The 23,367-nt window shown below is 60.0% G+C and carries 23 protein-coding genes; 3 read left to right on the forward strand and 20 right to left on the reverse strand.

Annotated features, from left to right (window positions below):
• From AC3WJP_RS04220 to AC3WJP_RS04305, 18 genes are all read right to left on the reverse strand, one after another.
• The coding region (locus tag AC3WJP_RS04220) for a hypothetical protein (RefSeq protein WP_493735666.1) at positions 1-1,352 on the reverse strand (1,352 nt) is incomplete at its 3' end.
• Positions 1,353-1,362: 10 nt separating this feature from the next.
• Positions 1,363-2,436, reverse strand: a complete 1,074-nt coding sequence (locus AC3WJP_RS04225; protein WP_493719967.1) for an IpaD/SipD/SspD family type III secretion system needle tip protein — start codon at positions 2,434-2,436, stop codon at positions 1,363-1,365.
• Positions 2,437-2,447: 11 nt separating this feature from the next.
• On the reverse strand, positions 2,448-4,382 hold the full coding sequence (locus tag AC3WJP_RS04230) for an IpaC/SipC family type III secretion system effector (RefSeq protein ID WP_493719968.1): 1,935 nt from the start codon (positions 4,380-4,382) through the stop codon (positions 2,448-2,450).
• 21 nt (positions 4,383-4,403) lie between these two features.
• Positions 4,404-6,266 carry a type III secretion system translocon subunit SseC family protein gene (sctE, locus tag AC3WJP_RS04235; protein ID WP_493719969.1) on the reverse strand — a complete coding sequence of 621 codons (1,863 nt, stop codon included), beginning with the start codon at positions 6,264-6,266 and terminating at the stop codon, positions 4,404-4,406.
• Positions 6,253-6,756 (reverse strand): SycD/LcrH family type III secretion system chaperone, encoded by a 504-nt coding sequence (locus AC3WJP_RS04240; RefSeq protein WP_493719970.1) that lies wholly within the window; start codon positions 6,754-6,756, stop codon positions 6,253-6,255. Before AC3WJP_RS04240 ends, sctE begins: the two co-directional genes overlap by 14 nt.
• A gap of 122 nt (positions 6,757-6,878) precedes the next feature.
• Positions 6,879-7,919, reverse strand: a complete 1,041-nt coding sequence (locus AC3WJP_RS04245; protein ID WP_493720009.1) for an EscU/YscU/HrcU family type III secretion system export apparatus switch protein — start codon at positions 7,917-7,919, stop codon at positions 6,879-6,881.
• Positions 7,916-8,695: a type III secretion system export apparatus subunit SctT gene (gene sctT, locus AC3WJP_RS04250; protein WP_493719971.1), complete on the reverse strand. Its 780-nt coding sequence runs from the start codon at positions 8,693-8,695 to the stop codon at positions 7,916-7,918. Before sctT ends, AC3WJP_RS04245 begins: the two co-directional genes overlap by 4 nt.
• Positions 8,696-8,699: 4 nt before the next feature.
• Positions 8,700-8,954 carry an EscS/YscS/HrcS family type III secretion system export apparatus protein gene (locus tag AC3WJP_RS04255; protein WP_493719972.1) on the reverse strand — a complete coding sequence of 85 codons (255 nt, stop codon included), beginning with the start codon at positions 8,952-8,954 and terminating at the stop codon, positions 8,700-8,702.
• 10 nt (positions 8,955-8,964) lie between these two features.
• Entirely contained in the window at positions 8,965-9,636 is a 672-nt protein-coding gene (locus AC3WJP_RS04260) for an EscR/YscR/HrcR family type III secretion system export apparatus protein (protein ID WP_493719973.1), read from the reverse strand.
• On the reverse strand, positions 9,629-10,525 hold the full coding sequence (locus AC3WJP_RS04265; RefSeq protein WP_493719974.1) for a FliM/FliN family flagellar motor switch protein: 897 nt from the start codon (positions 10,523-10,525) through the stop codon (positions 9,629-9,631). Before AC3WJP_RS04265 ends, AC3WJP_RS04260 begins: the two co-directional genes overlap by 8 nt.
• Positions 10,526-10,530: 5 nt before the next feature.
• Positions 10,531-11,700: a hypothetical protein gene (locus AC3WJP_RS04270; RefSeq protein WP_493719975.1), complete on the reverse strand. Its 1,170-nt coding sequence runs from the start codon at positions 11,698-11,700 to the stop codon at positions 10,531-10,533.
• Positions 11,697-12,152 carry a SpaM family type III secretion system protein gene (locus AC3WJP_RS04275; RefSeq protein ID WP_493719976.1) on the reverse strand — a complete coding sequence of 152 codons (456 nt, stop codon included), beginning with the start codon at positions 12,150-12,152 and terminating at the stop codon, positions 11,697-11,699. Before AC3WJP_RS04275 ends, AC3WJP_RS04270 begins: the two co-directional genes overlap by 4 nt.
• A complete protein-coding gene (sctN, locus tag AC3WJP_RS04280) occupies positions 12,136-13,428 on the reverse strand; it encodes a type III secretion system ATPase SctN (RefSeq protein WP_493719977.1) in 1,293 nt (430 codons plus the stop codon). The genes AC3WJP_RS04275 and sctN overlap by 17 nt, the downstream gene beginning before the upstream one ends.
• A complete protein-coding gene (locus AC3WJP_RS04285; protein ID WP_493719978.1) occupies positions 13,425-13,829 on the reverse strand; it encodes an InvB/SpaK family type III secretion system chaperone in 405 nt (134 codons plus the stop codon). The genes sctN and AC3WJP_RS04285 overlap by 4 nt, the downstream gene beginning before the upstream one ends.
• An 11-nt stretch (positions 13,830-13,840) precedes the next feature.
• Entirely contained in the window at positions 13,841-15,892 is a 2,052-nt protein-coding gene (locus AC3WJP_RS04290; protein WP_493719979.1) for an EscV/YscV/HrcV family type III secretion system export apparatus protein, read from the reverse strand.
• Positions 15,893-15,913: 21 nt separating this feature from the next.
• The gene (gene sctW / locus AC3WJP_RS04295) at positions 15,914-16,984 is read right to left on the reverse strand and encodes a type III secretion system gatekeeper subunit SctW (RefSeq protein WP_493719980.1); all 1,071 of its coding nucleotides are present in this window, start codon (positions 16,982-16,984) and stop codon (positions 15,914-15,916) included.
• Between the two features lie 37 nt (positions 16,985-17,021).
• Positions 17,022-18,674, reverse strand: a complete 1,653-nt coding sequence (sctC, locus tag AC3WJP_RS04300) for a type III secretion system outer membrane ring subunit SctC (RefSeq protein ID WP_493719981.1) — start codon at positions 18,672-18,674, stop codon at positions 17,022-17,024.
• A 10-nt stretch (positions 18,675-18,684) separates the two neighbouring features.
• Positions 18,685-19,437 (reverse strand): helix-turn-helix domain-containing protein, encoded by a 753-nt coding sequence (locus AC3WJP_RS04305; RefSeq protein ID WP_493719982.1) that lies wholly within the window; start codon positions 19,435-19,437, stop codon positions 18,685-18,687.
• A 234-nt stretch (positions 19,438-19,671) separates the two neighbouring features.
• On the opposite strand from AC3WJP_RS04305, the gene AC3WJP_RS04310 reads away from it, so the two are divergent.
• The 3 genes from AC3WJP_RS04310 to AC3WJP_RS04320 all read left to right on the forward strand — a co-directional run bounded on the left by AC3WJP_RS04310 (position 19,672) and on the right by AC3WJP_RS04320 (position 21,281).
• Positions 19,672-20,001, forward strand: coding sequence for a hypothetical protein (locus tag AC3WJP_RS04310; RefSeq protein ID WP_493719983.1), 330 nt, complete (start codon positions 19,672-19,674; stop codon positions 19,999-20,001).
• Between the two features lie 61 nt (positions 20,002-20,062).
• On the forward strand, positions 20,063-20,575 hold the full coding sequence (locus tag AC3WJP_RS04315) for a hypothetical protein (protein WP_493719984.1): 513 nt from the start codon (positions 20,063-20,065) through the stop codon (positions 20,573-20,575).
• A 232-nt stretch (positions 20,576-20,807) separates the two neighbouring features.
• A complete protein-coding gene (locus AC3WJP_RS04320) occupies positions 20,808-21,281 on the forward strand; it encodes a hypothetical protein (RefSeq protein WP_493719985.1) in 474 nt (157 codons plus the stop codon).
• A 76-nt stretch (positions 21,282-21,357) separates the two neighbouring features.
• Here the strand turns inward: AC3WJP_RS04320 and AC3WJP_RS04325 are convergent, their stop codons facing one another.
• Positions 21,358-22,302 (reverse strand): electron transfer flavoprotein subunit alpha/FixB family protein, encoded by a 945-nt coding sequence (locus AC3WJP_RS04325; protein WP_493719986.1) that lies wholly within the window; start codon positions 22,300-22,302, stop codon positions 21,358-21,360.
• Between the two features lie 2 nt (positions 22,303-22,304).
• The gene (locus AC3WJP_RS04330) at positions 22,305-23,054 is read right to left on the reverse strand and encodes an electron transfer flavoprotein subunit beta/FixA family protein (protein WP_493719987.1); all 750 of its coding nucleotides are present in this window, start codon (positions 23,052-23,054) and stop codon (positions 22,305-22,307) included.
• Positions 23,055-23,367 lie beyond the last annotated feature (313 nt).

Raw genomic sequence — 23,367 nt, forward strand, 5'->3', positions numbered from 1 at the left:
GCGTTAGTCCCAGCTTCCGTCGAGGACGCCGCTGCGTTAGTCCCAGCTTCCGTCGAGGACGCCGCTGCGTTAGTCCCAGCTTCCGTCGAGGACGCCGCTGCGTTAGTCCCTAAATTAATTGTTTCCGAAGCTGCATCCGCTTGGCTATTCTTTTGAGTGCCAATGGTGGTAAAGGTGCGGTCGATGCCTCCGGAATGAATCCCGTTACTAGCTCCCAGCGAATTCCCCCCATTTGGGGTTCCCGTGTTGGTTACACCGACCAGATAACGTACTAGGTTCCGCTCCCTTTCAGCGTTCTGGGAAAACTCGTTGAAGATGTTGTTTAATGTCGCCAGGAGTTTAGAAGCAGTTTTATCGCTCATGCCGCTACTGGGAATCGCTGCCGCAGGATGCACGGTAACACTACCTCCAGTAAAGCTACTTCCTCCATTGTAATTTTGGTTGTTATTAGCAGGCAATCCATTAGGTCCGTACGGACCACCACGCGGCGCGTCGAAAAATTTCTGCGCATCAGGGGAATTCTTTGTCGGGTCAGGCTCCGGCCCTTTAGCTTGGTCCTTGATCAAATCAACCTGGGCAATAGTAACGCGAACGAGGCTCTCCAAAGATTTTGAATCGAGCTTCGCGGAGCTATTGATTTGCGCCGCCAAAGTGTCCATGGCTGGCGCGCGGCCTTTGCCCTCAGTGGCGATGATCAGTTTTTCCAACTCACTCAGATTGGGCGCTACCCCGCCCACGGCGTTCAAGTTGTTGTACCGAGCCAGGTTTGCAAGGGCCACCGGTACGGAAACCCGTTCAACCAGACGTGCATTGAGCCTTTCGCTATTGCAGCGGCTCAATGCACCATTGATGAAGCCCTCAACCTGGTTCAATTTCTGGCGCGACCTAGTGCTCCCCAAATCCAACCCGACAATACCGCGGCCATCTGTATTACCGACGAATTTGTCGGCGATATTGCTCAGAGCTTTGCACTGTTTTGCATAATCGATTTCCGAACATACAGGCTCACCTTGGTCCGTATTACAACCAGAGATGAGCCCTAGCTGGAATGCCTTATTAAGGAGTTCTTTTGCCCCCAAAGATAGCTTGGAATTATCCCCCCCTTGCAGATGCAAAAGCGCTTGTAGAGTTTCAGTATTGAATATCTCCGCTCCACCGTTGCCCAGCACCTGGCAGGTTACATCCGAAGCCGTGACAGGAGCATTATATTGCTGATTATCTTTGATCGCGGTCTTTACTGCGTGGTTTCTGTTATTGACCACCAGCAACTGCTCCGCAACCCGGAAACCCTGGCCAGATCTACCGCCCACGCCGGAACCCGGCATTGCGCCTATAACACTCGAAATTTGCATAACAAAAACCTCAGTTCAAATAACCTTTGAGCATTTCCGCAAACTGGCTCAACTGCGACGACAAGATCTTGATGAAATTATCGTTATAAGCCTGGGCATTCGAATACTTGCTGGTGGCGATTTGCAGATAGCTTTTCATGGCGGCCTCCTGGGTGTTGAAGCCGGTTTGCCAGGCTTGGAATTTTGCGGAGTCCAAGCGAACTGTCGGACTACTGTTAAATCCTTCAAACGATTTTTTAATGGCCAGCAGGGGGCCCAAATCCATTTTAACAACCCACCCGCCCTGCGCCCCTGAATATTGGACGGAACTAGGTGGCAACCCCATCGCTTCAGCCCATTTTTGAGCGTCTTCTTTTGTCGTGCCCGGGCTTGACGCACCTGGCACTGGATACAGAACACCATCTGCTCCGGAGTACTTAGATATAATCTCGTCTAGCGCATCTCTCATAGCGCCCCAATTCAGTATTACTTCCTTGCCGTCATTGACTCCTTCAACCCACTGACTCATCTTCGCCATGATCTTTTCATTGAATTCCTTGAACATCGCCGAGTACTGCTCGATCAAGCGCTCGTAGACATCCAGGTAATCCGATCCAATCAGCCCGATCAATTCCTTCAGTTTGTCGAAGAAGTCGCCGGTGCCCGTCGGATTCACCTCGTCGCCGTTAGAACGGATTCGGGGCTGATCGAGGCTGTATTCAAAGTCATGGAAGCGCTGCAGCTGCTGCATGATTTGAGCACGCAGCGGATCGATATCGTTTTTCAAACGGTCCGACTGCTTCTGCAGGTTGGCGGTAACGTCGCGGTTTTTTTCGAGACGCTTTTTCATGTCGTCGCCATACTCGGCAACGGACACAGAAGCGGCAGCCGTCGTGTCGATCTCGACCGGCTTGGCCAGTTCACGGTCCAGCGCAGCAGTGAGGCGCATGACCGACGTTTGCAGACGTGCGCCACCTCTGCCAGTGCCTGATTGATGGGCGTGCTCGGGCACCTGCTCGGTAACCGTGGGTTCGATACCCAAGCCATCCCGCGCAGTGGCGGGGGCCTGGCTGAAAGAAGGCGTAGACAGAATTGAATTAAGCATGGGTATTGGCCTCAGGCACGTGCGTTGGCGATCTGTTCGATCACGCTGTTGTCCGCTTGCATAATTTTTTCGAGAACGCGTTGGATCTCATTGATCATGGCAGTCATTTCACCAACGCTTTGCTCCTCGGCACGGGTCATGCCGCCTTGGATGCCCGCTTCAGCGCCGCGCTCGATGGCGTTGCTCTGCTCGAGGAAAGACTTGCTGCGCATCATGCCCAGCATCATGGCGCTCATCAGATTGGAAACAGCCATGAGCATTTGACTGGAGGTCAGCAACTTGTCGATCGGCGCCATATTGAGCTTGCTTTGAATCTGCAATTCGTTGATGCGCGCGAGGTTGTGACGGATGTCTTCCATCAGGACTGCCCGTTCCTCACGGGTGAGGTCAGGGGAGCCTTCGGCATAAGGATCGGCACCTGCCAATTCCCGGCTCGCAGCGGCTATGTGCCCCTGCAGCGCGGACTGCGCCGCTGTCAGCGTTTTGGTAGCGTAGATCAGATCCTGTTTGGCCTGACCAAGCTCCGCCTTGGCTGTTTGGAGCTCCGTTTCTGCTGCGCTACGGCGCTGGTTGAGTTGCTCCCGCTTGGCCTTCGCGTCGCTTAACGTTCCTTGCGCGTCGGGGCTGGCGCCTCGGTTTTCGAGTCGCGCAATTGTCTTGTCATTTTTATCGATATCTTTTTGGAGGCCATCCAGTTCTCTGGTCGCGCTATCCACCTTGGCCTTGGCCGCAGATACGTCCTCGGTGCGATATTGGACGTCGACTTTCGCCGCTTCGACCTTGGCCTGATGATGTTGAAACTCCGCATCCTTCAGGTCTTTCTGCGTAGCCGCCACATCGGCAGTCGCCTGCTTGTGCTGCGCGGTGACATCTTTGAATTCGGCAAGCGCTCCGGCCTGTGCAGCTTGGGATGCTTCTGTGGGATTTTGCTTATGAGCCTGCTCCGCGTCCCGTACCTTGGCTTGGGATTTGTCCAGGTCGAGCTGGTACTCCTCCAGCTTCTGCTTGGTTTCGGCAAGCTTGGTTTCCGCCTGCTTGACCTTTACCTGCTGGGAATTGACATCTGCCTGCGTCTTGTCGATCTCAGCCTGCCCGTTACGGGGCTGGCGGCTGCCGGAAACTGAAGAATCCGCTACTGGCAGGTCGGCATCGGGCGTGTTCGTCTTGGCGCCCGCGTTCGGGTTGACGCCATCGCCGGCAGCCCGCTTGGGCGCGCGGCGATCGACGATGGCCTGATCGCGCTCCACCTTCAGCTTAAGCCCATCAGCTTCGACCAGGTTGCCCTTGATATCGGCGTGGCGCGCGTTATGCCCCTTGAAGGCGAGTGTGGCACCGCCGGCCGCCAGACCGACTCCGACGATCGCAGAGCCGATGGTTGCCATCATTTCCGCATAGCCTTGCTGGACCGTTGCCTTGCCTTGGGCCAGGGCGGCGGAATAGGCCAGGATTGCAAATTTGCCCTGCATTTCGGCAGTGACGGCGCGGGCGAGCACCAGCACGGCGATAGCGGAAAGCAGCGCCGCGACATTGCTCATTGCGGTGGGGTCGAACTTGATACGGTTGACCGGCTGCTCCTGGTCGAACAGTTTGTCGTTACGCGCCGTGTCGACCTCGGGAGCAGGCACCAGCACCGCATAGAGGCGGCCCAGGTCCATTTGCTCTTGCTCGGTGAGATTCTTCGGGTCGAGCAATTGCGGTGCCAGATCGGCAGCGGATTGCCCCCCCATGATGCGCAGCATCATCAGGGCAAGAAAGCCATCACTGCCCGCTTCACCGGCTGACTCGTCGCCAGGGATCACCTGATTTTCGGTGGGTATGACGTTCGGCGAGATTCGGCTCTTCTCGTCACGCGGTATCTGGTCTTGAGGAACTGGTTTCGAGATCGAATCGAGCCCGAGGTCACGGGGCTGTGGAACGTAAACGGGAGAGGAAATAAGCGTAGCCATAATCATTGATCCTTGTACTTATCAAATACGCTGCTTGGAAACGAAGTTCGCAGCGGCTTCGGAGATTTGTTGGGTTTGCAGCACGCGATTGATGAACTCCGTCGTGGTCTGCATCTGCTCGGCGTAGGCCTTGACGGTCTGGGTCAGGGCCTCCTTGAGCTGCTCGCTGATGAATTGAATCATCTGCACTTCGGACATGGCCTGGGCAGCCTGGTAGCGGAACGCACCGCTGGCGATGTTGGCGCTGCTGCTGGCGGCGGTACCGGTAAACTCGACAGCGACGCCGGCGGTTTGCAGGCGCGACAACCACATCTGGCCATTGGGACCGGCGAAGGCGTCCTTGAACGGGTTGTTGAAGTCAGCGAGCTTTTTGAACACCTGGTCGATAATCGCCTTGAGCTGCTGGCCCACGGCGGTGTCGAGGAATTTGCCGTTCAATTTCTCAAGCATTGGCGAGATCATCTTGTCCATCAGCTTGTCGACGACCTTGCTGACGATCTCACCCACCTTGGCCATGATCTTGCTGAGCAGCGGGCCCACCGCGCCGCCCAGTACGATGGCTCCGGCCACCAGCAGCGCCATGGCGGTGACCATGCCGACGATCATCTTGGCCATCTCCTCGTATTCCGGCGGTACCAGCTTGAGGACCAGCGCACCGATGGGGGTGTACTGCCAGGCGTCCCCGAGCAATTTGCCGATGGGCTCGAGCACCGCCATCAGGCCTTTCATGATCGGGTCCATGATCGGCCCCAGCACGTTCACCCCGTTGGCTTCGAGCGCCAGCAAGCTGGCGCCGACGGCCGCCACCGCCAGCCCGGCCAACAGTCCCCCTGACATCCCCGTGGCGACCGCCGCAACCACCACGACCACGGCCGCGAAGATCTTGCCGATGCACCCAGCGACCTTTTTCGCCTGCTCAGCTTTTTTTACTGCAGCCAGGTACTCATCGGACTTCTTCTCCATGAAGGCCTGGCGAGCGGCCTGCATTTCCTTGAACATCTCCTGCTCGTTGAGCAGTTTGTTCTCCTGGGATTTGCCCATCAAGGCGGCGAATTCCATCATCAACTTGCTCAACTTGGAGGCAGCATCGAGCTCGCGCTTCATGTTTTCTTCCACCTGAGGTGGCAGCGGCCCCTTGATGCCCGCTTCGAGCTGCTGGCCCAGGCGCTGGACTTTCTCCATCGCCACTTCGCTGGCGCGTACATTGGCTTCATGGGCTTGCATCGCCGGAATCAGCTGTTGCTGCGCCTGTTGCAAGGCCGCACGGGCCTGGTCGCGGACCTGCAGCGCCGTCTGGTACTCGGGGGATTCCGGATCCAGGCCGGCAAGGGCCGCTTCAGCGCTGTCGAGGTGCTGCTGCGCGTTGTTCACCCGATCGCGGGCAGCTTGCAACTGCGCCTCGGTGGTGCTCGCCGACGCCAGGGCGGCCTCGAGCTCGGCCATGGCGCTGGCGTATTGCTCCGAGCGCAGCGCATGGCCCTGGGCAGCGGCATTGGCCATGCTCTTGAGCATTTCCAGGCGGCTTTTCATCGATTCGACATCGGCGTTGCCCAGCAGCATGATGAGCTTGGCCATCAGCAGCGTGAAGGTATCCTCGGCCTTTTTCGGGTCGTCGGGGAGCTGCGTCACTGGCGCGGCCAAGGTCGGTGCGCCAGTCGGCGAAGCTGACTTCTGAGCGCCTGCGAAGGGTGTCTCTGTCATCTGGGCAAGGACCTTGCTGGTCATCGCCTTGAGGCTTTCTGGGGTCATTGGCTGAGTCAGCTTGCTGACCGCTTCGGCGTACCCTGCGTTGCGTGTATCGCGCGCCGTTGCAGACGGCTGCTTGTCGCTCTCTGTCCCTGGGGATTTGAAGAGCGTACCGATCGTGGAGTTAATCGTTGTCATCATTTGCATCCTGAGAGTGATCGGCTTCTACGTGCGCCAGTGCCTTGAGGTAGGCCAGCGCCTGAGCGCGCAAGTCCTCCTGCTTGAGCGACTCGGCGGCATACTCGAAGCACAATTTGGCTTTGCCCGGCTTGCCCAGGGCCAACTGACACTGGCCGATATGAAACATGGGCCGGTAGTCATCCTTACCCTGGTGGAACGCCACCGTGTACACCTCGATCGCCCGCTGGTGTTGGCCCTGCAGCTGCTTGACCGCTGCATAACCGCACCAGTAATCGCAGTTGTACATGTCGTAGATGCACAGAAAATGGAAGAAGCGTTCTGCTTCCTGCAGGCGGCCTTCCTGGTAAAACCGATGCGCGAAGGCGTACAGCGTGTCCATGTCTTCGGTGGACACCCCGTTTACCTCGGCAACCGAATGACCGCGCAACATCGCCAGAGAGAAATCCTCGGTAAGGGTTGCCAGTTCATCGACGGTGGGCGTGTTCATGCGTGGTTCCTGTGAGGTGGAGTCAGCCGGGCTGACGAAGTGGATTTAATCAGGGCGCCCTGAGCGCAACCGTCACAAAGCGCTTATCAGCGGCCTGATGAGCGCAATGTGCAACGCCGCGGTCAGTCGCCAGCGCGTTCGACTTCTTCGAGCCAGACCAGCAGGCGCAGAACCTGCTCGAGCTCGCTCAGCTTCACGAAGCTGTAGCGCTGGTGGGTTTTGTAGATGAGCCGCGCCAGGGCGATATCGGTCACCACCGGCACGCCGACCGAGGCCGCGTACTTGCGCACGGCCAAGGCGCGTTGGTTGGTTTCCATCAGCGAGATGAACGGCATGACCGTGACCTCCGGGCGGAAGTAGATGCCCACGGCGATGTGTGTCGGGTTGGCGACGATGACGCGCGAGCCACGGATGTCGGACTTGATCTGCTCGGACAGCAGCTCGCGGTGCAGGTCGCGGCGGCGGGATTTCACTTCCGGGCTGCCCTCCTGCTCCTTGTGCTCGCGCTTGACGGCGTCTTTGTCCATTTTCAGGTCTTTGATGTACAGCCAGTACTCGCACAGCGCATCCGCGACCACCACCAGCATGATGCAGCACAGGAACACCAGCACCAGCACTTGCAACAGGTGGCCCCAGATGCGGAAAAGGTCCTTGACCGGTGCGTGCAACTGCCCGAACAGCAGGGCTTTCTGACTGTCCCAGACGATCCAGAAGGCAACCACGAAGCAGCCCAGGTACAACGCCGCCTTGATGGTGTCCTTGACGGTGCGCAGGCTGAAGATCTTCTTGAACCCATTGATGGGGTTGAGGGCGCCGAAATTCAGCTTCAGAGCCTCCATGGCCAGCGCCAGGCCGGTCTGCAGCAAGGTGGGAATGGCCGCCGCCAGAAAGCAGATCAGCACCAGAGGCGCGACGATGCTCAGCAACAGCCAGGCCAATTGCACGACATAGTCTCCCAGGTCGGTGTTGAAGCCGTTTCCGATGACCCGGCGCACGATTTCCATGACGCGCAGCAAGGCGCCATCACTGGCCAGATACAGATAGGCGACCGCCATCAGGCAAGTGGTGGCCATGTCCTTGGCCTTGAAGGTCTGGCCCTTTTTGGCGGCGTCGCGGCGTTTTTTGGGCGTGGGTTTTTCGGTTTTGCTGGCAGCGGACATCAGCGCGACTCCTGCGGCACGACCCAGGCACCAAGCTCGCCGACCTTGCCGGCCATGCGCTGGATCTGATCGGGCAAATGCGAGCCCGCGTACAGCAAAAGCACGAGCAAGGCGATAGGCCCCTTGATCGCCAACGACATCGAAAACGCGTTCATTTGCGGGGTGAAGCGGGCCAGCAGACCCAGCAGCGCCTCGCTGAGCAACAACATTGCGACTACCGGCGAACTCACCACGATGGCCTTGATCACCGTGGCATCGAGCAATTGCAACACCGGCGTCACCGACAGCTTGCAGACCTGGTCCGGGGCGCAGAGCCGATAACTGTGGGCGATGGCGTCCAGCATCAGGGTCATGCCGCCGACCTGCAGATAAATGACCGCACCGAACAACTGCAGGAAGTTGGCCAGTTCCGAGGTGTCGTTACCGCTCGAAGGGTCGACGGTGTTGCTGAGCATCGCGCCACGCTGGTTGTCGATCAGGTTGCCGATACCGTGCATCACCCAGAAAGGCCAGCACAGCAGGCAGGCGAGCGCCACGCCGATCATGACTTCGCGCATGATCAGCAGCAGGAACGCGAGGCTGTCGAGCGCAGGCAGTGTCTGGGATGCATAAGGCCACATGGCCATGCCCACCAGCACCACCACCGCGATGCGGGGTGGGCCGGTCAGGACCCCGCCGTTGAGAAACGGCAGCATGAAGAACACTGGCGACAGACGCGCGAAACACAGCGCGGCTCCCGCCAACCAGCTGTGCAAATCGAAGAACAGACGAACGTCCATAGGCTCAGTTCAGCGCCATGCGCATGACTTCGTGACTGAAGTCCATGAGCGTGCGCCCGTACCAGCCGGACAGCATGAACAGCACCAGGCCGACGGCCAGTAACTTGAAGCCGAACGGCAGGGTCTGCTCCTGGAGCTGGGTCACGGTCTGCAGCAGGCCGATCACCAGGCCGACCACGGTGGCGGCGATGATGGGCCAGGCCACCATGACGAGGATCAGGTAGAGGGTCTTGTTGCCGGCGAACACCAGTTCGTTCATGGATGCCCCCTCATGTTCCCAGGCTCAGGTATTGCTGCACCAACCCGGTGGACAGCAGCGACCAGCCATCGAGCGCAACGAACAGCACCAACTTGATGGGTACCGAAATGATCACCGGGCTCATCATCATCATGCCCAGCGCCAGCAATATGCTGGAGATCACCAGATCAACCACCACGAATGGCAGGTACAGGTAGAAGCCGATCTTGAACGCGCTTTTTATCTCGCTCAGCGCATAGGCCGGCAGCAGCGCGAAGAGCGAGGGTTGACGCTCTTCCTCTTCGGCTTGAGGCGCCTCAGGCGCGTCGTCGTTGCGCGCCTGGGCGTGTTGCGCGCGCTCGAAGAACAGCGCCAGTTCCGGGTCGGTGTACTTGACGAGGTAATCGCGATAACTGCCCAGGCCTTCATCGGCAAAGGTGGCCACGGCTTCAACGCTGTCGAAGCGCACCGCGTTGTCCTTGTAGTAGGCGTAGCCTTGGGTGAAGACGGGGCCCATGACGAACGCCGCAAGCATCAACGCTACCGCGTTGAGCGTCATGTTCGAAGGCACCTGCTGCAAGCCGAGGGCGTTGCGCACGATGATGAAGACGATCGAAAACTTGATGTAGCAGGTGCCTGCCGCAACCAGAAATGGCATCAGCGAGGCAAATGCCAACAAGCCGATCATGGAAACATCATTCATCCGGCGAGCCTCGAAGCAGCGTGTGCAACTCCAGCCCCAAGCAATCGTCGAGCTGCACCAGCTCACCGACCGCCACTGGTACATGGTTGACCAGCAGTCGTACCTGGGTCACGGCGTCCGCCGGCAGCGCGAGCAGCTGTCCTGCCTCCAGTGCGCTCAGCTCGGCGAGGGTCATGGAGCGTTCATGGAGGACGAACTCGACGCAGGTGGCAATCGCCTCGTGCAGGTCGTTCGCCGGTGTATCGACAGGCTGTTCAGTGTGCTGATCCATGATCAGACCCTCTTGTGTGAAAGTGAAGTGACCGACGTTGCGATCGGCGATCCAGAGCCGCTGAGTACGCTGCTCGAGAACCACCACATCGCCGACGGTTGCCCGCGCCAGCGCCTCGGCACCCAGGCGACTGCTGCCCAGGCTCGCGCGCATCGGCAAAGGCAGGTGCTGCACCCATGTCGCGGGCTGCACGGGTGGGCGCGACGGGCAGGCGCTGAAGGCCCGGACCCAGAGCGCGCCGTGGGGGGTGCGCAGGGTGACCAGCGCCTGGGGGCCGAGCTGATTGCCGGAAATGGACAGCGGATCGAGTAGCGCCTCGTAGTCCAGCTCGGGCATCGCCAGCTGCAGCGGCCGGTCCATGGCGGTGAACAGGGCCAAAGCGGCCTCATCGTGTTGACGTTCGGGCAGCAATGCCAACAACTGCGGCAAACGATGGCGCAGCCACTCGGCGCCATCGATCAACCCGCGCCAGGTACCTTGCGGCCCCTGAGCGGTAAAGCTCAGGTACGTGCCCTGTAGCGGTGGACAGGCAAGCTCGACCGGATGGCCTTGCTCGGCCCACTGCCGCACCCGTCGCTGGTGGGCGTGGGTTTCGCGGTCCAGGGTGCGTAGCGACAAACGCCTCACGCCAGCGGCCCTTGCCCGCGGTCAGGGCGCAGAAACGCCGGCTGCTCGTCATCGGGCTCCAACTCGTCCTGTGCGTGACGGGGCTGCTGCTGGTTGCCCTGCTCGTCGCGCATTTGCCAAGGCATGTCGGCTTGCGTCAGTTGCGCACGCAAGTGGCTGTCGAGCTCGGCATTGCTGGTGGTCATTTGCAAGGACAGCGGCGCGATGGCGGAGAGCTCCGCGGACGCTTTGCTGATAGTGACCTGACCGGCGATAGCCCCGTTGTCGAAGGGCACCTGCAGGTAGGCCGCCTTGGCACCGGGCGTTGCGGGAAGCGGCAGCGCTGAGAGCTGGGCGGTCGGCTGCTGGGTCTGCGCCTTGGGCGGTTCGGCGACTACCGCAGCCTTCGAAAGTGATGGCGCGGTTTTCTCTGAACCTGCGGTCAACACCGGGACGCGCTCGGCGATGGTGTCGAGGGTTTCGCCAGGCTGGGCCTTGATCCTGTGGTTGGCATTACCTGCATCAAGCGTGGGCAGGTTCGCGGCGGCTGGGGCATCGATTACCGATGTCTGCGGCTTAGGCGGCTCAGGGATGAGGGTTACGGGCTTCGAGGTGGCGTCCTCGGCTGATGCCGGGCGTGCCTTCGTCAGCGACAATGGGGTGTGGCCCTCAGCCTTGAACGGTGCGACTGCGACAGCGGGTACCACTGCGCCAGAAGCGGGCTGGATGCGTGCCGGTGTGGGGCTGACGGTGGGCTGCGCGGGTATTGGCGCCGGCATTGGCATTGCCGTCGGCGTCGGCGTCGGCGTGTGGCTGCGTGCCGACACCTGCGGCACGAGCGCGGCAGGCCGCACCTGCGCCATCTCGGCCGAGCGCAGATCACTCTGCTGTGTTTTCACGACAGCTTCAGGCAGTGCCACCGGCAAGCCCCTGTCCCTGCGCGCCCCTGGCAACGTCAGCAGATGCGGTTGCAAGCCGTTGGGCAGCGCAAGCGTTAGAGGCGGCTCGACAGGGTTGAGCTGAGCCATCATCTGCTGGATGGATTCGGGCAGATCACGCTCGGACCATGCCTCTTCGGCATCAGGCCGGGGCAGGTTCATTTCTGCATCCGGCATCAAACTCGGCTCATCGACGAACGCGCTGTCAGGTACAGAGGCAGGAATCGCGGAAGGAATGGCAGTACTCATCGTTTACTCGTCAAATGATCTTCGGTTTCACGCTCATCGAGCAGGTGGCGCTCGTTGCGCCGTACGGCACGACAACGGTCATGCAGGTGGGTGTATTTGTCTTTCTTGCGCTGGAGGGCCAGTTGGCGCGCGCGATCCTGCAGCAATTGCTGCTCGATCTGCTCGCGTGTGCGCTCGACACGGACTCGTTCCAGCAGCATCTTTTGCAGTTGCCGACGGATCACCGCCTGCTGGCGCAAACCGCTGAGCAAGCCCTGGTGGCTGACGGCCACACCGTTGAGTTGCGACCCCGCCAGCAAAGAGCGCAGGCCATCGATCTGCAGTTCGATGCCCTGCAGTTCGCTCTCCACGGGCTGCAGACGGCGGCGCGTGTTGCCGAGCGCCCGTTCGCAACTCTGCAGACGGGCATCGCCCAGCGCGATCAGGCGCCGGATATCAGTCAAGGATTGCACGCAGTTGCTCCAGCCCCAGGTCCATGGCACAGCCCTCATCCAAGGGTTGGCGCAGCCACTCGTCGAGGTCGTCGCGACAGTCCATGGCGCGGTCGTTTTCATGGTTTTCGCCTGGGCGATATTCGCCCAGGTCGACGAACATCTGCAGATCGTCCAGGCGGGCCAGAGTGTCGCGGGCCAGGCTGGCGAGATCTCGCGTCGGCTCGTCGGTGACCTGACGGGCGACCCGACTGGCACTGCGCAGCACGCTGACCGCCGGGAAATGCCCCTTGGCCGCCAGCTTGCGATCCAGGTAGATATGGCCATCGAGGATGGAGCGAATCTCTTCGGCGATCGGATCCGGGTCGTCATCACTCTCCAGCAGCACCGTGTAGAACGCCGTGATGCTGCCCGATTCGGTCGCGCCGGGGCGCTCGAGCAGGCGCGGCAGCGCATCGAAGACCGAGGCCGGATAACCTCGACGCGCCGGCGCTTCACCGGCGGCCAGGGCCAGGTCGCGCCGGGCGCGGGCATAGCGCGTCATGGAGTCGAGCAGCAACACTACGCGCGCGCCCTGATCGCGGAAGTACTCGGCAATGGCGGTTGCTTGCAGCGCGGCGTTGCAGCGGTCAACCGAGGAGAAGTCTGCGGTTGCATAGACCACCACGCATTGCGCTCGCCGAGGGGAATGGCGCATGTGCTCGATGAACTCGGTCACTTCCCTGCCCCGCTCGCCGATCAGGCCGACCACAAACACGTCGGCGTCGGTATGCTCGATCAGCATGTTCATCAGCGACGTCTTGCCCGAACCCGCGGCGGCGAAAATGCCGACACGCTGGCCGATACCGCAGGTCAGCAGGCTGTCGATCACGCGCACACCAGTGCCCAGCGGTTCAATGACCGGCCGGCGCTGGCGATAGCCGGGCGGTGGCGCATCGACCAGACAGTCGCGGCCGCCGGACTCGATGGCCGGTGCCAGTCGTTCGACCACCTTGCCGCGCGGATCGATCACGCAGCCGAGCATGGCGTCGCTGCAATACAGGCTCAGCGATGCACCGGTCGGCACGATCAGCGAATCGCGCGACAATCCCTGGGCGTCGCCGAGCAGGCTGAGCAATACCCGGTCGGCGCGAAAGCCGATGACCTGCGCATTGGCGCAGATCTCGGGCTCGCGCCAATGGCGACGTACCTCGCATACCTCACCGATGACGACGCCCGAGAGGGCGGCTTCCAGCAAGGGGCCGTCCAGTCTCAGGGGGCGCGCGGCACGCTGACCGAACAGCTGGCGGGCGATCACCGCAGCAGATCGCGCAAAGCGTCAAGGCGCTCGATGTAGGCCTCGATGGTGGCGGCGAGATGTTCAGCGCTGGAGGTCGCCTCATCGCTCAACAACACCCGTACCTCAAGCGTGCCGTCGATGTCATTGAGCTGCAATTGCTCGGTGCGCGCGCCGCCGAAGCCCTTCATCAGGAAGGTCAGCAACGCATCTGCATAGTGGCCACGGGAAGCAGCGGTCAGCTCGGTGATCGGGCTCCAGAACCAGACGCCGGAGTCCAGCGCGGCGATGTTGAGACTCGGCAGATTGGTGAATTCCAGCTCGATGGTGCTGTGGCCATCGAAGCTGCCGATCTGCTGTTCGCTGCAACCACTGTGCGCAAGGGCGTCACGGACCAGCTGGGCGAGATGAGTGGGATGCATGGGATTGTCCTTTACAGAGTCTTGAGTACGTTTACGTTGATGGTGTCGGAAACTTCGCCGAACGAGATGACATCGAGTTCGCGAAAGCGGCTTTCGATGAATTTCTTCATGTAGCGGCGGATGTCCACAGAGGCCAGGATCACCATGTCCTTGTGCGGGACATTCAGGGTATCGAGGCTGATGGCCAGGCGATCGAGCAGCTCATCGGCGACTTCCGGCTCAAGGTTGAGGAAGCTGCCGCCGGACGTCTGGCGGATACCTTTGCGAATGCTGTCCTCGACCTCCGGGGACAGCAGCAGGACCTTGAGGTCATTGCCACTGGCAAACTTGCTGCTGATGTAACGCGCCATACCGCCGCGCACATGCTCGACCAGGCCGATGGTGTCCTTCTCCTTGGAAGCCCATTGCGCCAGCGATTCGAGGGTCAGTTTCATGTTGCGTACCGAAATGCGCTCAGCCACCAGACGCTGCAGGACTTCGGAAATCTTCTGCACCGTGGCATGCCGGTAGACTTCCTTGACCAGATCGGGATAGCGGGCTTCCATCTCGTCCAGAAGGGTCTTGGTTTCCTGGACGCCGAAGAATTCGTTGATGTTGCGTGCCAGCAGGATCACCAGGCAGCGATACAGTTCGTCATAGGCTGGCCGCAACTGATAGTTCATGGCCGTGAGGGTTTCCTTGTCCTTGGCGTGACACCAGTGACTGGGCTGCTTGTTGGCGTCGACGCCCTGGGTCAGCTCCAGGTCCATGAACTGCAGCTCAGGCGCGTAGTTGATGATGCGCAAGCGGTCGAACTGCACGTCGAACTGGTCGGCACGGACTTCGTTGATCAGTACCGCGACCTGCCCATCGGGCAAGGACTCGCTGCCACGGATATGGGGTTCGGGGATGCGAATGCCGTAATCGATGAAGAACTGGCTGCGGAAGCGCTCGGCCAACCGTGCCTCCCGAACGCTTTCCAGACGTGACGGGCGCACCAGCAGCATCAACGCGACGGTTTCGGTGGCCATGTCGTCGTAATTCTGGATCAGCCCCAGATCGGTTTCAGGCTCCTGCTCGAGGGCGGCACTGTTAACACCTGCCGCCGCCTTTTCGCCGTCGCGCTTGCTCTTGTGGCGGAAGAACAGCACCGCCCCAAGCGCCCCTGCGATCAGCACGAACACGAATAGCGGAAAGCCCGGAAGCACCCCGACCGCAATGGCCAGCAATGCAGTGACGCCCAGCACGAAGGGATTGCTGAGCAACTGGCGCATCATGTTGCGCCCCAGGTTGTCGTCGTCGCCGTTGACTCGGGTGACGATGAAACCGGCACCGATAGCGATCAGCAGTGCCGGGATCTGCGCGACCAGGCCATCACCGATGGTGAGCAGGGTGAAGGTCGACATGGCGGTGGACATGTCCATGCCCAACTGGCCGACGCCAATGGCCATGCCGCCGATGAAGTTGACGAAGATGATGATGATGCCGGCGATGGCATCGCCCTTGATGAACTTCATCGCCCCGTCGAACGAACCGTAGAGCTGGCTTTCGCGCTCCAGCAGGCTGCGCTTCTCGGCGGCCTGCTTGCCGTCGATGGCACCCGCCTTGAGATCACCGTCGATACTCATCTGCTTGCCGGGCATGCCGTCGAGCGAAAACCGCGCTGCCACTTCGGCAACCCGCTCCGAGCCCTTGGTGATGACGATGAACTGCACGATGGTGACGATGGAAAACACCACGAAGCCGACCACCAGGCTTTCGCCGATCACGAATTCGCCAAAGGACGCGATGATCTCGCCAGCATCCGCCTGGGTGAGAATCAGGCGACTGGTGCTGATCGACAGCGCCAGGCGGAACAGTGTGGTAATCAGCAGCAGTGCCGGGAATGACGAAAAGTCCAGCACCCGGCTGATATAGAACGAGCCCATGAACACCAGGATCGAGATCACGATGTTGAGGCCGATCAGAAAGTCCACCAGTTGGGTGGGCAGCGGAATGATCAGCATCGCGATGATCAGGATCATCAGCGTCAGGATCATCAGCTCGGGGCGCGAGGTGGCGCTGTTAAGGAGTTTGTTGAACATAGATGTCTCGAAGGCCCGGAACTAGAAGGTTTCGCGATTGTGGAAAGCGCGATGACGATCGATCGCTTCATGCTCGAAGGCGATCGTGGCCAATTCGGTGAATTGCTCTCCCACCCGCTGCAAGGCGGTGTCGTCATGAAACAGTTCATGCGGCAAGGACAGGCACGCCAGCCGCAACATGTGCAGGACAGCGCCACGCTCGCGGTGCGGAGTGAGCAGCAGCGCTTCGCCGAGGGCGCTTTGCAGCAGCTGACGCAGTTCATCGGGGTAACGCAGCAAGCCGAGCAGGAAGACCAGCCAGTCCGTCTCCGATGGGTTGTGCCGGCTGACCAACGAGTCATTGCACATGCGCAGCACGAACAAGGCATCGGCCGAGCGCAGGCGCTTGAGCTCGCCCAGACGCATCAGCAACAGGCCGAATTCGGCGTGGGAGCAGCTGGGGTCTTGGGCATCGATGTCTGTGAGCAGTGCCGCCTCGATAAAATCCAGCACACTGGAGCGGTGGTAATCGCCATATAGCGCGATCCAGTCTTCATAACAGCCGACCGGATCGTCGTCGCTTTCCAGAAAGGAGCGGTAGGTTTCGCGCATCAACGACGCTTTGAGGGCGAGCTTCTTGCCGAACAGGCGGGCCTTGAGCGCGCAGTTGATCCCGGCTTTCAGGCGTTTGGGTGGCGCCTGCTCCAGTACCGCCTGCAGCATGGCTTCCAGGCGCTGCCGGGTAGCCACCGGCATTTCGCGACGGCGCAGCAGCTCGCTCAGGACGAGCGCCAGGTCACTGGGATCGGGAAACTGTTGCCGCGCCTGTTGCAGCAGCCATTCGATACTGCGCCCGCCCTGCTTGGCGATGGCCAGGATTTGCATGGCCTTGGGAATGACGTCTTCTTCGAGCACGCGCTCGAAACTGTCGCCCAGGTTGTCGAGCTTGTCGCCCATATCGCCACGACGACGAAACTGCGAACGCAGCGATGCGGCCATTTCATCGCTGTTCTGCACGAACTTGCTCACTGCCGCCGCGGGCGTCGCATCGTCATCCACAGGCTGCGCGTTACGCTCGAGCTTTTCAGTCAGGCTGTCTTCCGGAGGACGCATTCCGCCAGGCCTTGGGCCGATGCTGCCGATGGCCATCTCAGCGCCCCAGCGAACGGTAGATAGACTTCTCGGCTTCGCTCAACTGGCGATCCTCGATGAAGTCGGCGACCAGTTGATCGGGCGAATGCTGCATCGGGCCGTCGATCTGCTTGGGCTCGATGAGAAAGACCCGCACCGTGTTGGCCTCGCGGGTCTGGCGATAACTGAACAGACGTCCCAGATAGGGGATGCTGCCCAGCACCGGAATACGCTTGAGCTGGTTACTCGACTCGTCACGGGTAAAGCCGCCGACCAGCAGGCTTTTGCCTGCAGGGACGCGGGCGACAGTGTTGATGCGGGTACGCCCGACGGTCGGCAACATGGCTGCCTCCTCCTCGGTCTCGCGCTGGCGCGGGTTTTCGATTTCGCTGCCGTCTTCGATGTTGAGGACCATTTCAATGTCCTGGTTGGCGCTGATACGCGGCAGGACACTGACCAGGGTGCCGTAAGTCACGTGCTGCAGTTCGACGGTGCGCTCGCCGATCAGCTGGGCGTAGAAGGTCCGGTTGTTATCGAAGATGGCGGGGACGTTTTCCTGGGTCAGGACGATCGGCCGCGACACGATGCGCGCCCGGTCGAGCGACTCCAGCGCCGAGATGGCGGCCATGAACGACACACCGTCCAGAGTGCTCAGCGAGCCGCGATTGAGCGAGGCAGTAAACTGACTACCGACGTTTACCGAGCCCTGCCAATTGACGCCCAACTGGGTGAGATCGTCTTTTTGCATGTCGACGATCCACAGCGACAGCTCGACGTGGCGCTTGGCCTCATCCAGCGCCGCCACGAGGTTTTCGATGAACCGCACCTGCTCGGGCAAGCCCTTGACCAACAGGCTGTTGGTATCGGGATAGGCGACGATACGGATGTTGCCCGCACCCAGATCACGGGCGATCTGGCCGGGGGAGTCGGGGCCGCTAGAGCTGGTACTGAAGGCCTCGAGGGGAAAATCCGGCATCGCCACGCTGCTGTCGCGGTTGCTGCGGTTGATCTTGGTATCGACCCCGCGCTGCTCGCCGCTGAGCAGCTTCTCGATCACCGTGGCCATCCCCGGCACCGTGACATTCTGGTCACGCATCTCGTACTGACGATCGCCGACGAAGGTGTTGCGCAGTTGAATGACGCCGATACGCTGCTGCCCCAACTGCAGTTCGGCGTTCTGCTTGTCCATGTAATGCGCCGCCTGCATGACCAGGTCGACGTAGATCGGCGGACCCGACAGATACAGGGTACGCAAGCCGTCATTGCGCAGCGGGAAGCGCGTGTCGTAAAGGCCCGAACGACGCAGGAAGGACTCCAGCTTGTCGACCGTGATCACTTCGAGGGAAATCACCGTACTCTTGGATTCGGCGGCCTCGTACAGGTAAATCGATTGGCCGTCGCCGTACCAGATCAGCCCCATTTGCCGAGCGATACGCTCAAGCGTCTGCTGCGGCGCCGCCAAGGAGAACTCGCCAGACACGGTGCGCTTGGCGACTGCCTTGCTGACCACGATCGGCTTGCCCAGTGACGCCGACAAGGCATCGAAAAAAGTGCGCAGGCTTTCCTGCCGGGCCACATAGCCCTCCCCTGGCCGTTGCGGGTCAGCATGGACCGAGACCGACAGACCGAGGGATAGCGCCAGCAACAGGGCACATGATTGGATCGTTTTCATCATCAACTCATCAACACGGAAGGCGGGTGGGGTCGATCAAACGGCTGGGAACGACGCCGACCAGCTCCTTGAACTCTTTGGAAAAATGCGAGGAAGAGGCATACCCCAGCTGCAAGGCGATATCGGTCAGCGACGGACAACCATCGGCGATGGCCAGCAATGCCCGCGCCGTACGCCATTGGCGCATGCCGGTCTTTACGGTGCCCCCCAGGGCGTGGCGGCACAGGCGGCGAAAATGCGAGACCGATACCCCGTAACGCTGGGCGAGGTCCTGCAATTTGCCGCTGGAAACCGCGTTGTCGTTGAGGAACCGAATCAGTTGGTAGCTTTCGGTGGACCGTAGCGCCTGGGCAAACTGTTCATGGCCCTCGCCCTGAGCCAGCGCCTGCACCAGATACCACTGCTCCAGTGCAGGCTCATCCAGCACGCGAGCGCCGAATTGCGCAGGCAACGACGCCAGTGGCTCGGCAGGGGCATCGGCAGGCGGCGCGAAGGCCTGATCAATGAAAAACTGCAGCTTGAACAGCGGGGCATGGGCCAATGAGCTCACCAGCGCCTGGCCTTCGAACCACTGCATGCCGGCACGAGCCACCACCACGCCCTGCCAGCCGGGCGGCAACAACCACTCCCGGGCAGCATCCCGATGCCCCAGGCGCAGCGGCCGATCACCGTTGGCAACGCTGAGCAGGCGATCACCCGGCAGTGCCAAGGCGCACCATTGCTCCAGGCTTTGCGAAAGCTTGACGGTCGGATCGGCGTACATACCTGCCCCTTTTCAACCTCGGGAATGTTTCAAGGGCGGTATGTTCGGGTTTTGCGCAGGGAGAATCCTGATGGAATGATGACGAAGAGATCAGCGGGCGCGGGAAATGCTGTCGGGCAGCGTCACCGCCCAGCCAGGGACGTGGACGAACAGCGTGAAGTGGATGCGCGCGCAGCAGCGCAATCGACGGGAAAGTCCCTGCGGGCCACGAACCATCAGATGGAGAGTGTGGACATGACCTTGCTCGTCGATTTCATCATCGATCTCCATAAACGGCAGGTCGAAGGGTTCGGCGCCCCACGCATTGCCAGCAGCGCATTGCCTAACGCTTTTGAGCTCGTCGCGGCAACGATGAGGACGGTCTGGAGCGCGAAGATTACCGACATTGGACTCGGCATAAGTGCAGGAACGCGGGATACACGAGAGGGTATTCAAATAGGGCTTCCCTGGCATAGCGCTCGCGATCAGGGCGAGCGCTTCATCCTTGTTTTTTCGAAACGTTACGGGATAGGGCAACGGGCCACTATCAAGAATCGCTCAAGAGAAATTAAGACGAGCGTTTAATGATAGCCGCGCCACAAAGGACAGGAGCCTAATTGTCGTAAAGTTCTTTGAGATTTTTCATATGTCACCTGCAAGCTCTACTTCAAGCCCTCTCGGATCTAACAAGCTAGTACAACCCAATTATTCTCTGAACCTGCCTGCACTGCACGACAATCTTGTCAATACGCTTCGACGCATTCAAAACTCAACAAACGAGTTTGATTATCTCCTTAAAAATGCCACGAACCCTGATCTTGCGCGGATTGAAATAGCGCCCAAACAGACCAGATTAAGCCGATTCATCAACCCCCAAGGCACGAAGCACGTTACACGCGAAAGAGGATATCTTGCAGCGCTGATAAATTATCATCTTGAGGTAAACAAATCGCCCGCCAGGACAGCTAAATTTCAACCCATTGCGGCCCTGCCCTCGGCAGATTTGAAAGCCACAAGAGCGGCGCTCGCCGCCCTGGACAGGGCTATTGGACCTAGAAACCAAATCAATACACACAACAATGGGGCCTCTGTAATTAATTCAACCACTTATAACGAAGGAAGCGATGTTCATGCCGTTACCGTGCTGCATTTTCCCTAGCGTGACTCAAATTAACCGCTCGTTCACCCCCCAGCCACCAACGAGACCCACAACGCAATTACAGGCCTGCTTGAAAAGCGCCAGCAACGCTGTGCAGCGTATCCTGCGGATAGGCACCCCCCTGCACCAGGCGCACACACAGCCATCGGACTCGAAAATCACACCTCCCCGTGTTAGGCTCATGGCCTGCATTGCAGATCTTGACGGATCAACGCTCCCCCGAAGTACGGTAATGCGCTTTGACGGCCAGAAACTTAAACCAGTCAGCAAACATTCACGCTTGCTTGAATTGTTTCGGCCAGCCAAGTATGCACGCCAACAGGGGCAAGCGAGCAACTTGGAGTCGCTACTCGACAAAAAACAACCGGTGACGCTGAACATTCTATACAACCTGCAGCAAACCACGACGAAGACCATCAATGACCTGGACAAGGCTTTCAGATATTTGATGCGGCACACCCCGGCCCCGGAACTCGTTTCAATAAAAAATCGTATCGTTGACAGCAGCCAGTCAATCCAAGCGATCATCGCCGAACTAACTACGCATTTACCTGCGCACTCCATACATAGTCAAGAACATATTTATAAGGTACTTTCCAGCAAACTCGATAACATCGACGACAGCAAATTCCGCGAGATAATGTTAAAAGCGTATAATTCCTACATTAACGCCGCCGCGCGTGTCGCATCACAATCCGACGCGTAAGCAAAAGCCCGACTTACCGAGGTTGTCTTCTCGACAACTTCTGCAAGGCGGGCTTTATCGATATCTTGAGTTCAGCTTAAACCAGCTTTTCCAACTCAGGCACCGCCTCGAATAGATCCGCCACCAGCCCATAATCGGCCACCTGGAAGATCGGCGCTTCTTCATCCTTGTTGATCGCGACGATCACCTTGGAGTCTTTCATGCCGGCCAGATGCTGGATCGCGCCAGAGATACCAACGGCGATGTACAGCTGCGGTGCGACGATCTTGCCGGTCTGGCCGACCTGCATGTCGTTGGGCACGAAACCGGCGTCGACGGCGGCGCGGGAGGCACCCACCGCGGCGCCGAGCTTGTCGGCCAGGCTGTACAGCTGCTTGAAGTTGTCACCGTTCTGCATGCCGCGGCCGCCCGAAACGACGATGCTCGCAGCGGTCAGCTCAGGACGATCGGACTTGGCCAGCTCTTCACCGACGAAGGATGATTTGCCCGCGTCGTGCGCAGCGCCTACCGCTTCGACGGTAGCCGAGCCACCTTCGGCGGCAACGGCGTCGAAGCCGGTAGCGCGTACGGTGATGACCTTGATGGCAGCGCTCGATTGCACGGTGGCAATGGCGTTACCGGCATAGATCGGACGCTTGAAGGTGTCGGCCGACTCCACCGAAACGATCTCGGAGATCTGGTCGACGTCCAGCTGAGCCGCAACGCGCGGCAGAATATTCTTGCCGTTGGCGGTGGCAGCAGACAGCACATGGCTATAGCCGGAAGCCAGCTCGACGATCAGCGGCGCGACGTTTTCGGGCAGCTGGTGCGCGTAAGCGGCGTTATCCGCGACCAGCACCTTGCTGACGCCAGCGATCTTTGCAGCGGCTTCAGCCACGGCCGCGACGCCAGTGCCGGCGACCAGCACGTGGATGTCGCCACCGATTTTCTGCGCAGCGGCCACGGTGTTCAGGGTCGAAGGGGCAACGCCGGTGTGGGCTTGACCTTCGGTTACGTAATCAGCGATCACCAGGATAGTCATTCTCAGATCACCTTCGCTTCGTTTTTCAGTTTCTCGACCAGTTCAGCCACCGATTTGACCTTGATGCCAGCGCTGCGGACCGCAGGCGCCTCGACTTTGAGGGTCTTGGTGGTGGACGCCACGGACACGCCCAAAGCGTCAGGGGTGACGGTCTCCAGCGGCTTCTTCTTGGCCTTCATGATGTTGGGCAAGGACGCGTAGCGCGGCTCGTTGAGGCGCAGGTCGGTGGTGACGATCGCCGGCAGATTCAGGGCGACGGTCTGCAGACCGTCGTCCACTTCACGAGTGACGTTGACCTTGTCACCATTGATTTCGACCTTGGAGGCGAAGGTGCCCTGCGCGTAACCGCTGAGCGCGGCGAGCATCTGGCCGGTCTGGTTGTTGTCGCTGTCGATCGACTGCTTGCCGAGGATGACCAGCTGTGGCTGCTCCTTGTCGACAATGGCCTTGAGCAGCTTGGCAACGCCGAGCGAGGTGAGCTCTTCGGCGTGCTCGATCAGGATGGCACGGTCGGCACCCAGCGCCAGCGCGGTGCGCAGTTGCTCTTGGGCGGTGCTCGGGCCTACGGTGACCACGACGATTTCGCTGGCCGCGCCCTTTTCTTTCAGGCGCACCGCTTCTTCAACGGCGATTTCGCAGAAAGGGTTCATCGACATCTTGACGTTCGCAAGATCGACGCCGGAGTTGTCCGCTTTGACGCGAACCTTGACGTTATAGTCGACCACTCGTTTGACAGCTACAAGAACCTTCATGGATTCCTCGTTACTCTCCGGTGTAAGAAGATCGCCCGGGGCAGTACCGGGCGAGTGTTCATGGGCACAAGGCACCTTTAAAACGTTGGCAGCCAAGAAAAATTCAGCTTTTTCTCGCCCGTTCGCTGGCAAGCGGCGAAAAGCCGCGAGTCACTGGCTGTCGCGATGTGTAAACTTCACTACACACGGCGCAACAGGCGTTCGGCGGGCCTGCGAAGGCGGCTGCAGCATGGCGAGGCCTGGTTTTTAGAGAAGCCCTGATGCACTACGTTCACCTGCGGGTAAACGTAAACCGTCCGTATCTTGACCGCAT

The sequence above is a fragment of the Pseudomonas sp. GW821-FHT01A09 genome (assembly GCF_058986725.1).

Coding starts and splice junctions, on each gene's coding strand:
- AC3WJP_RS04225 (WP_493719967.1), bottom strand. CDS start 2,436: ATGCTTAATTCAATTCTGTCTACGCCTTCTTTCAGCCAGGCCCCCGCC.
- AC3WJP_RS04230 (WP_493719968.1), bottom strand. CDS start 4,382: ATGGCTACGCTTATTTCCTCTCCCGTTTACGTTCCACAGCCCCGTGAC.
- sctE (WP_493719969.1), bottom strand. CDS start 6,266: ATGACAACGATTAACTCCACGATCGGTACGCTCTTCAAATCCCCAGGG.
- AC3WJP_RS04240 (WP_493719970.1), bottom strand. CDS start 6,756: ATGAACACGCCCACCGTCGATGAACTGGCAACCCTTACCGAGGATTTC.
- sctT (WP_493719971.1), bottom strand. CDS start 8,695: ATGGACGTTCGTCTGTTCTTCGATTTGCACAGCTGGTTGGCGGGAGCC.
- AC3WJP_RS04255 (WP_493719972.1), bottom strand. CDS start 8,954: ATGAACGAACTGGTGTTCGCCGGCAACAAGACCCTCTACCTGATCCTC.
- AC3WJP_RS04260 (WP_493719973.1), bottom strand. CDS start 9,636: ATGAATGATGTTTCCATGATCGGCTTGTTGGCATTTGCCTCGCTGATG.
- AC3WJP_RS04270 (WP_493719975.1), bottom strand. CDS start 11,700: ATGAGTACTGCCATTCCTTCCGCGATTCCTGCCTCTGTACCTGACAGC.
- AC3WJP_RS04285 (WP_493719978.1), bottom strand. CDS start 13,829: ATGCATCCCACTCATCTCGCCCAGCTGGTCCGTGACGCCCTTGCGCAC.
- AC3WJP_RS04290 (WP_493719979.1), bottom strand. CDS start 15,892: ATGTTCAACAAACTCCTTAACAGCGCCACCTCGCGCCCCGAGCTGATG.
- sctW (WP_493719980.1), bottom strand. CDS start 16,984: ATGCGTCCTCCGGAAGACAGCCTGACTGAAAAGCTCGAGCGTAACGCG.
- sctC (WP_493719981.1), bottom strand. CDS start 18,674: ATGAAAACGATCCAATCATGTGCCCTGTTGCTGGCGCTATCCCTCGGT.
- AC3WJP_RS04305 (WP_493719982.1), bottom strand. CDS start 19,437: ATGTACGCCGATCCGACCGTCAAGCTTTCGCAAAGCCTGGAGCAATGG.
- AC3WJP_RS04310 (WP_493719983.1), top strand. CDS start 19,672: ATGACCTTGCTCGTCGATTTCATCATCGATCTCCATAAACGGCAGGTC.
- AC3WJP_RS04315 (WP_493719984.1), top strand. CDS start 20,063: ATGTCACCTGCAAGCTCTACTTCAAGCCCTCTCGGATCTAACAAGCTA.
- AC3WJP_RS04320 (WP_493719985.1), top strand. CDS start 20,808: ATGCGCTTTGACGGCCAGAAACTTAAACCAGTCAGCAAACATTCACGC.
- AC3WJP_RS04325 (WP_493719986.1), bottom strand. CDS start 22,302: ATGACTATCCTGGTGATCGCTGATTACGTAACCGAAGGTCAAGCCCAC.
- AC3WJP_RS04330 (WP_493719987.1), bottom strand. CDS start 23,054: ATGAAGGTTCTTGTAGCTGTCAAACGAGTGGTCGACTATAACGTCAAG.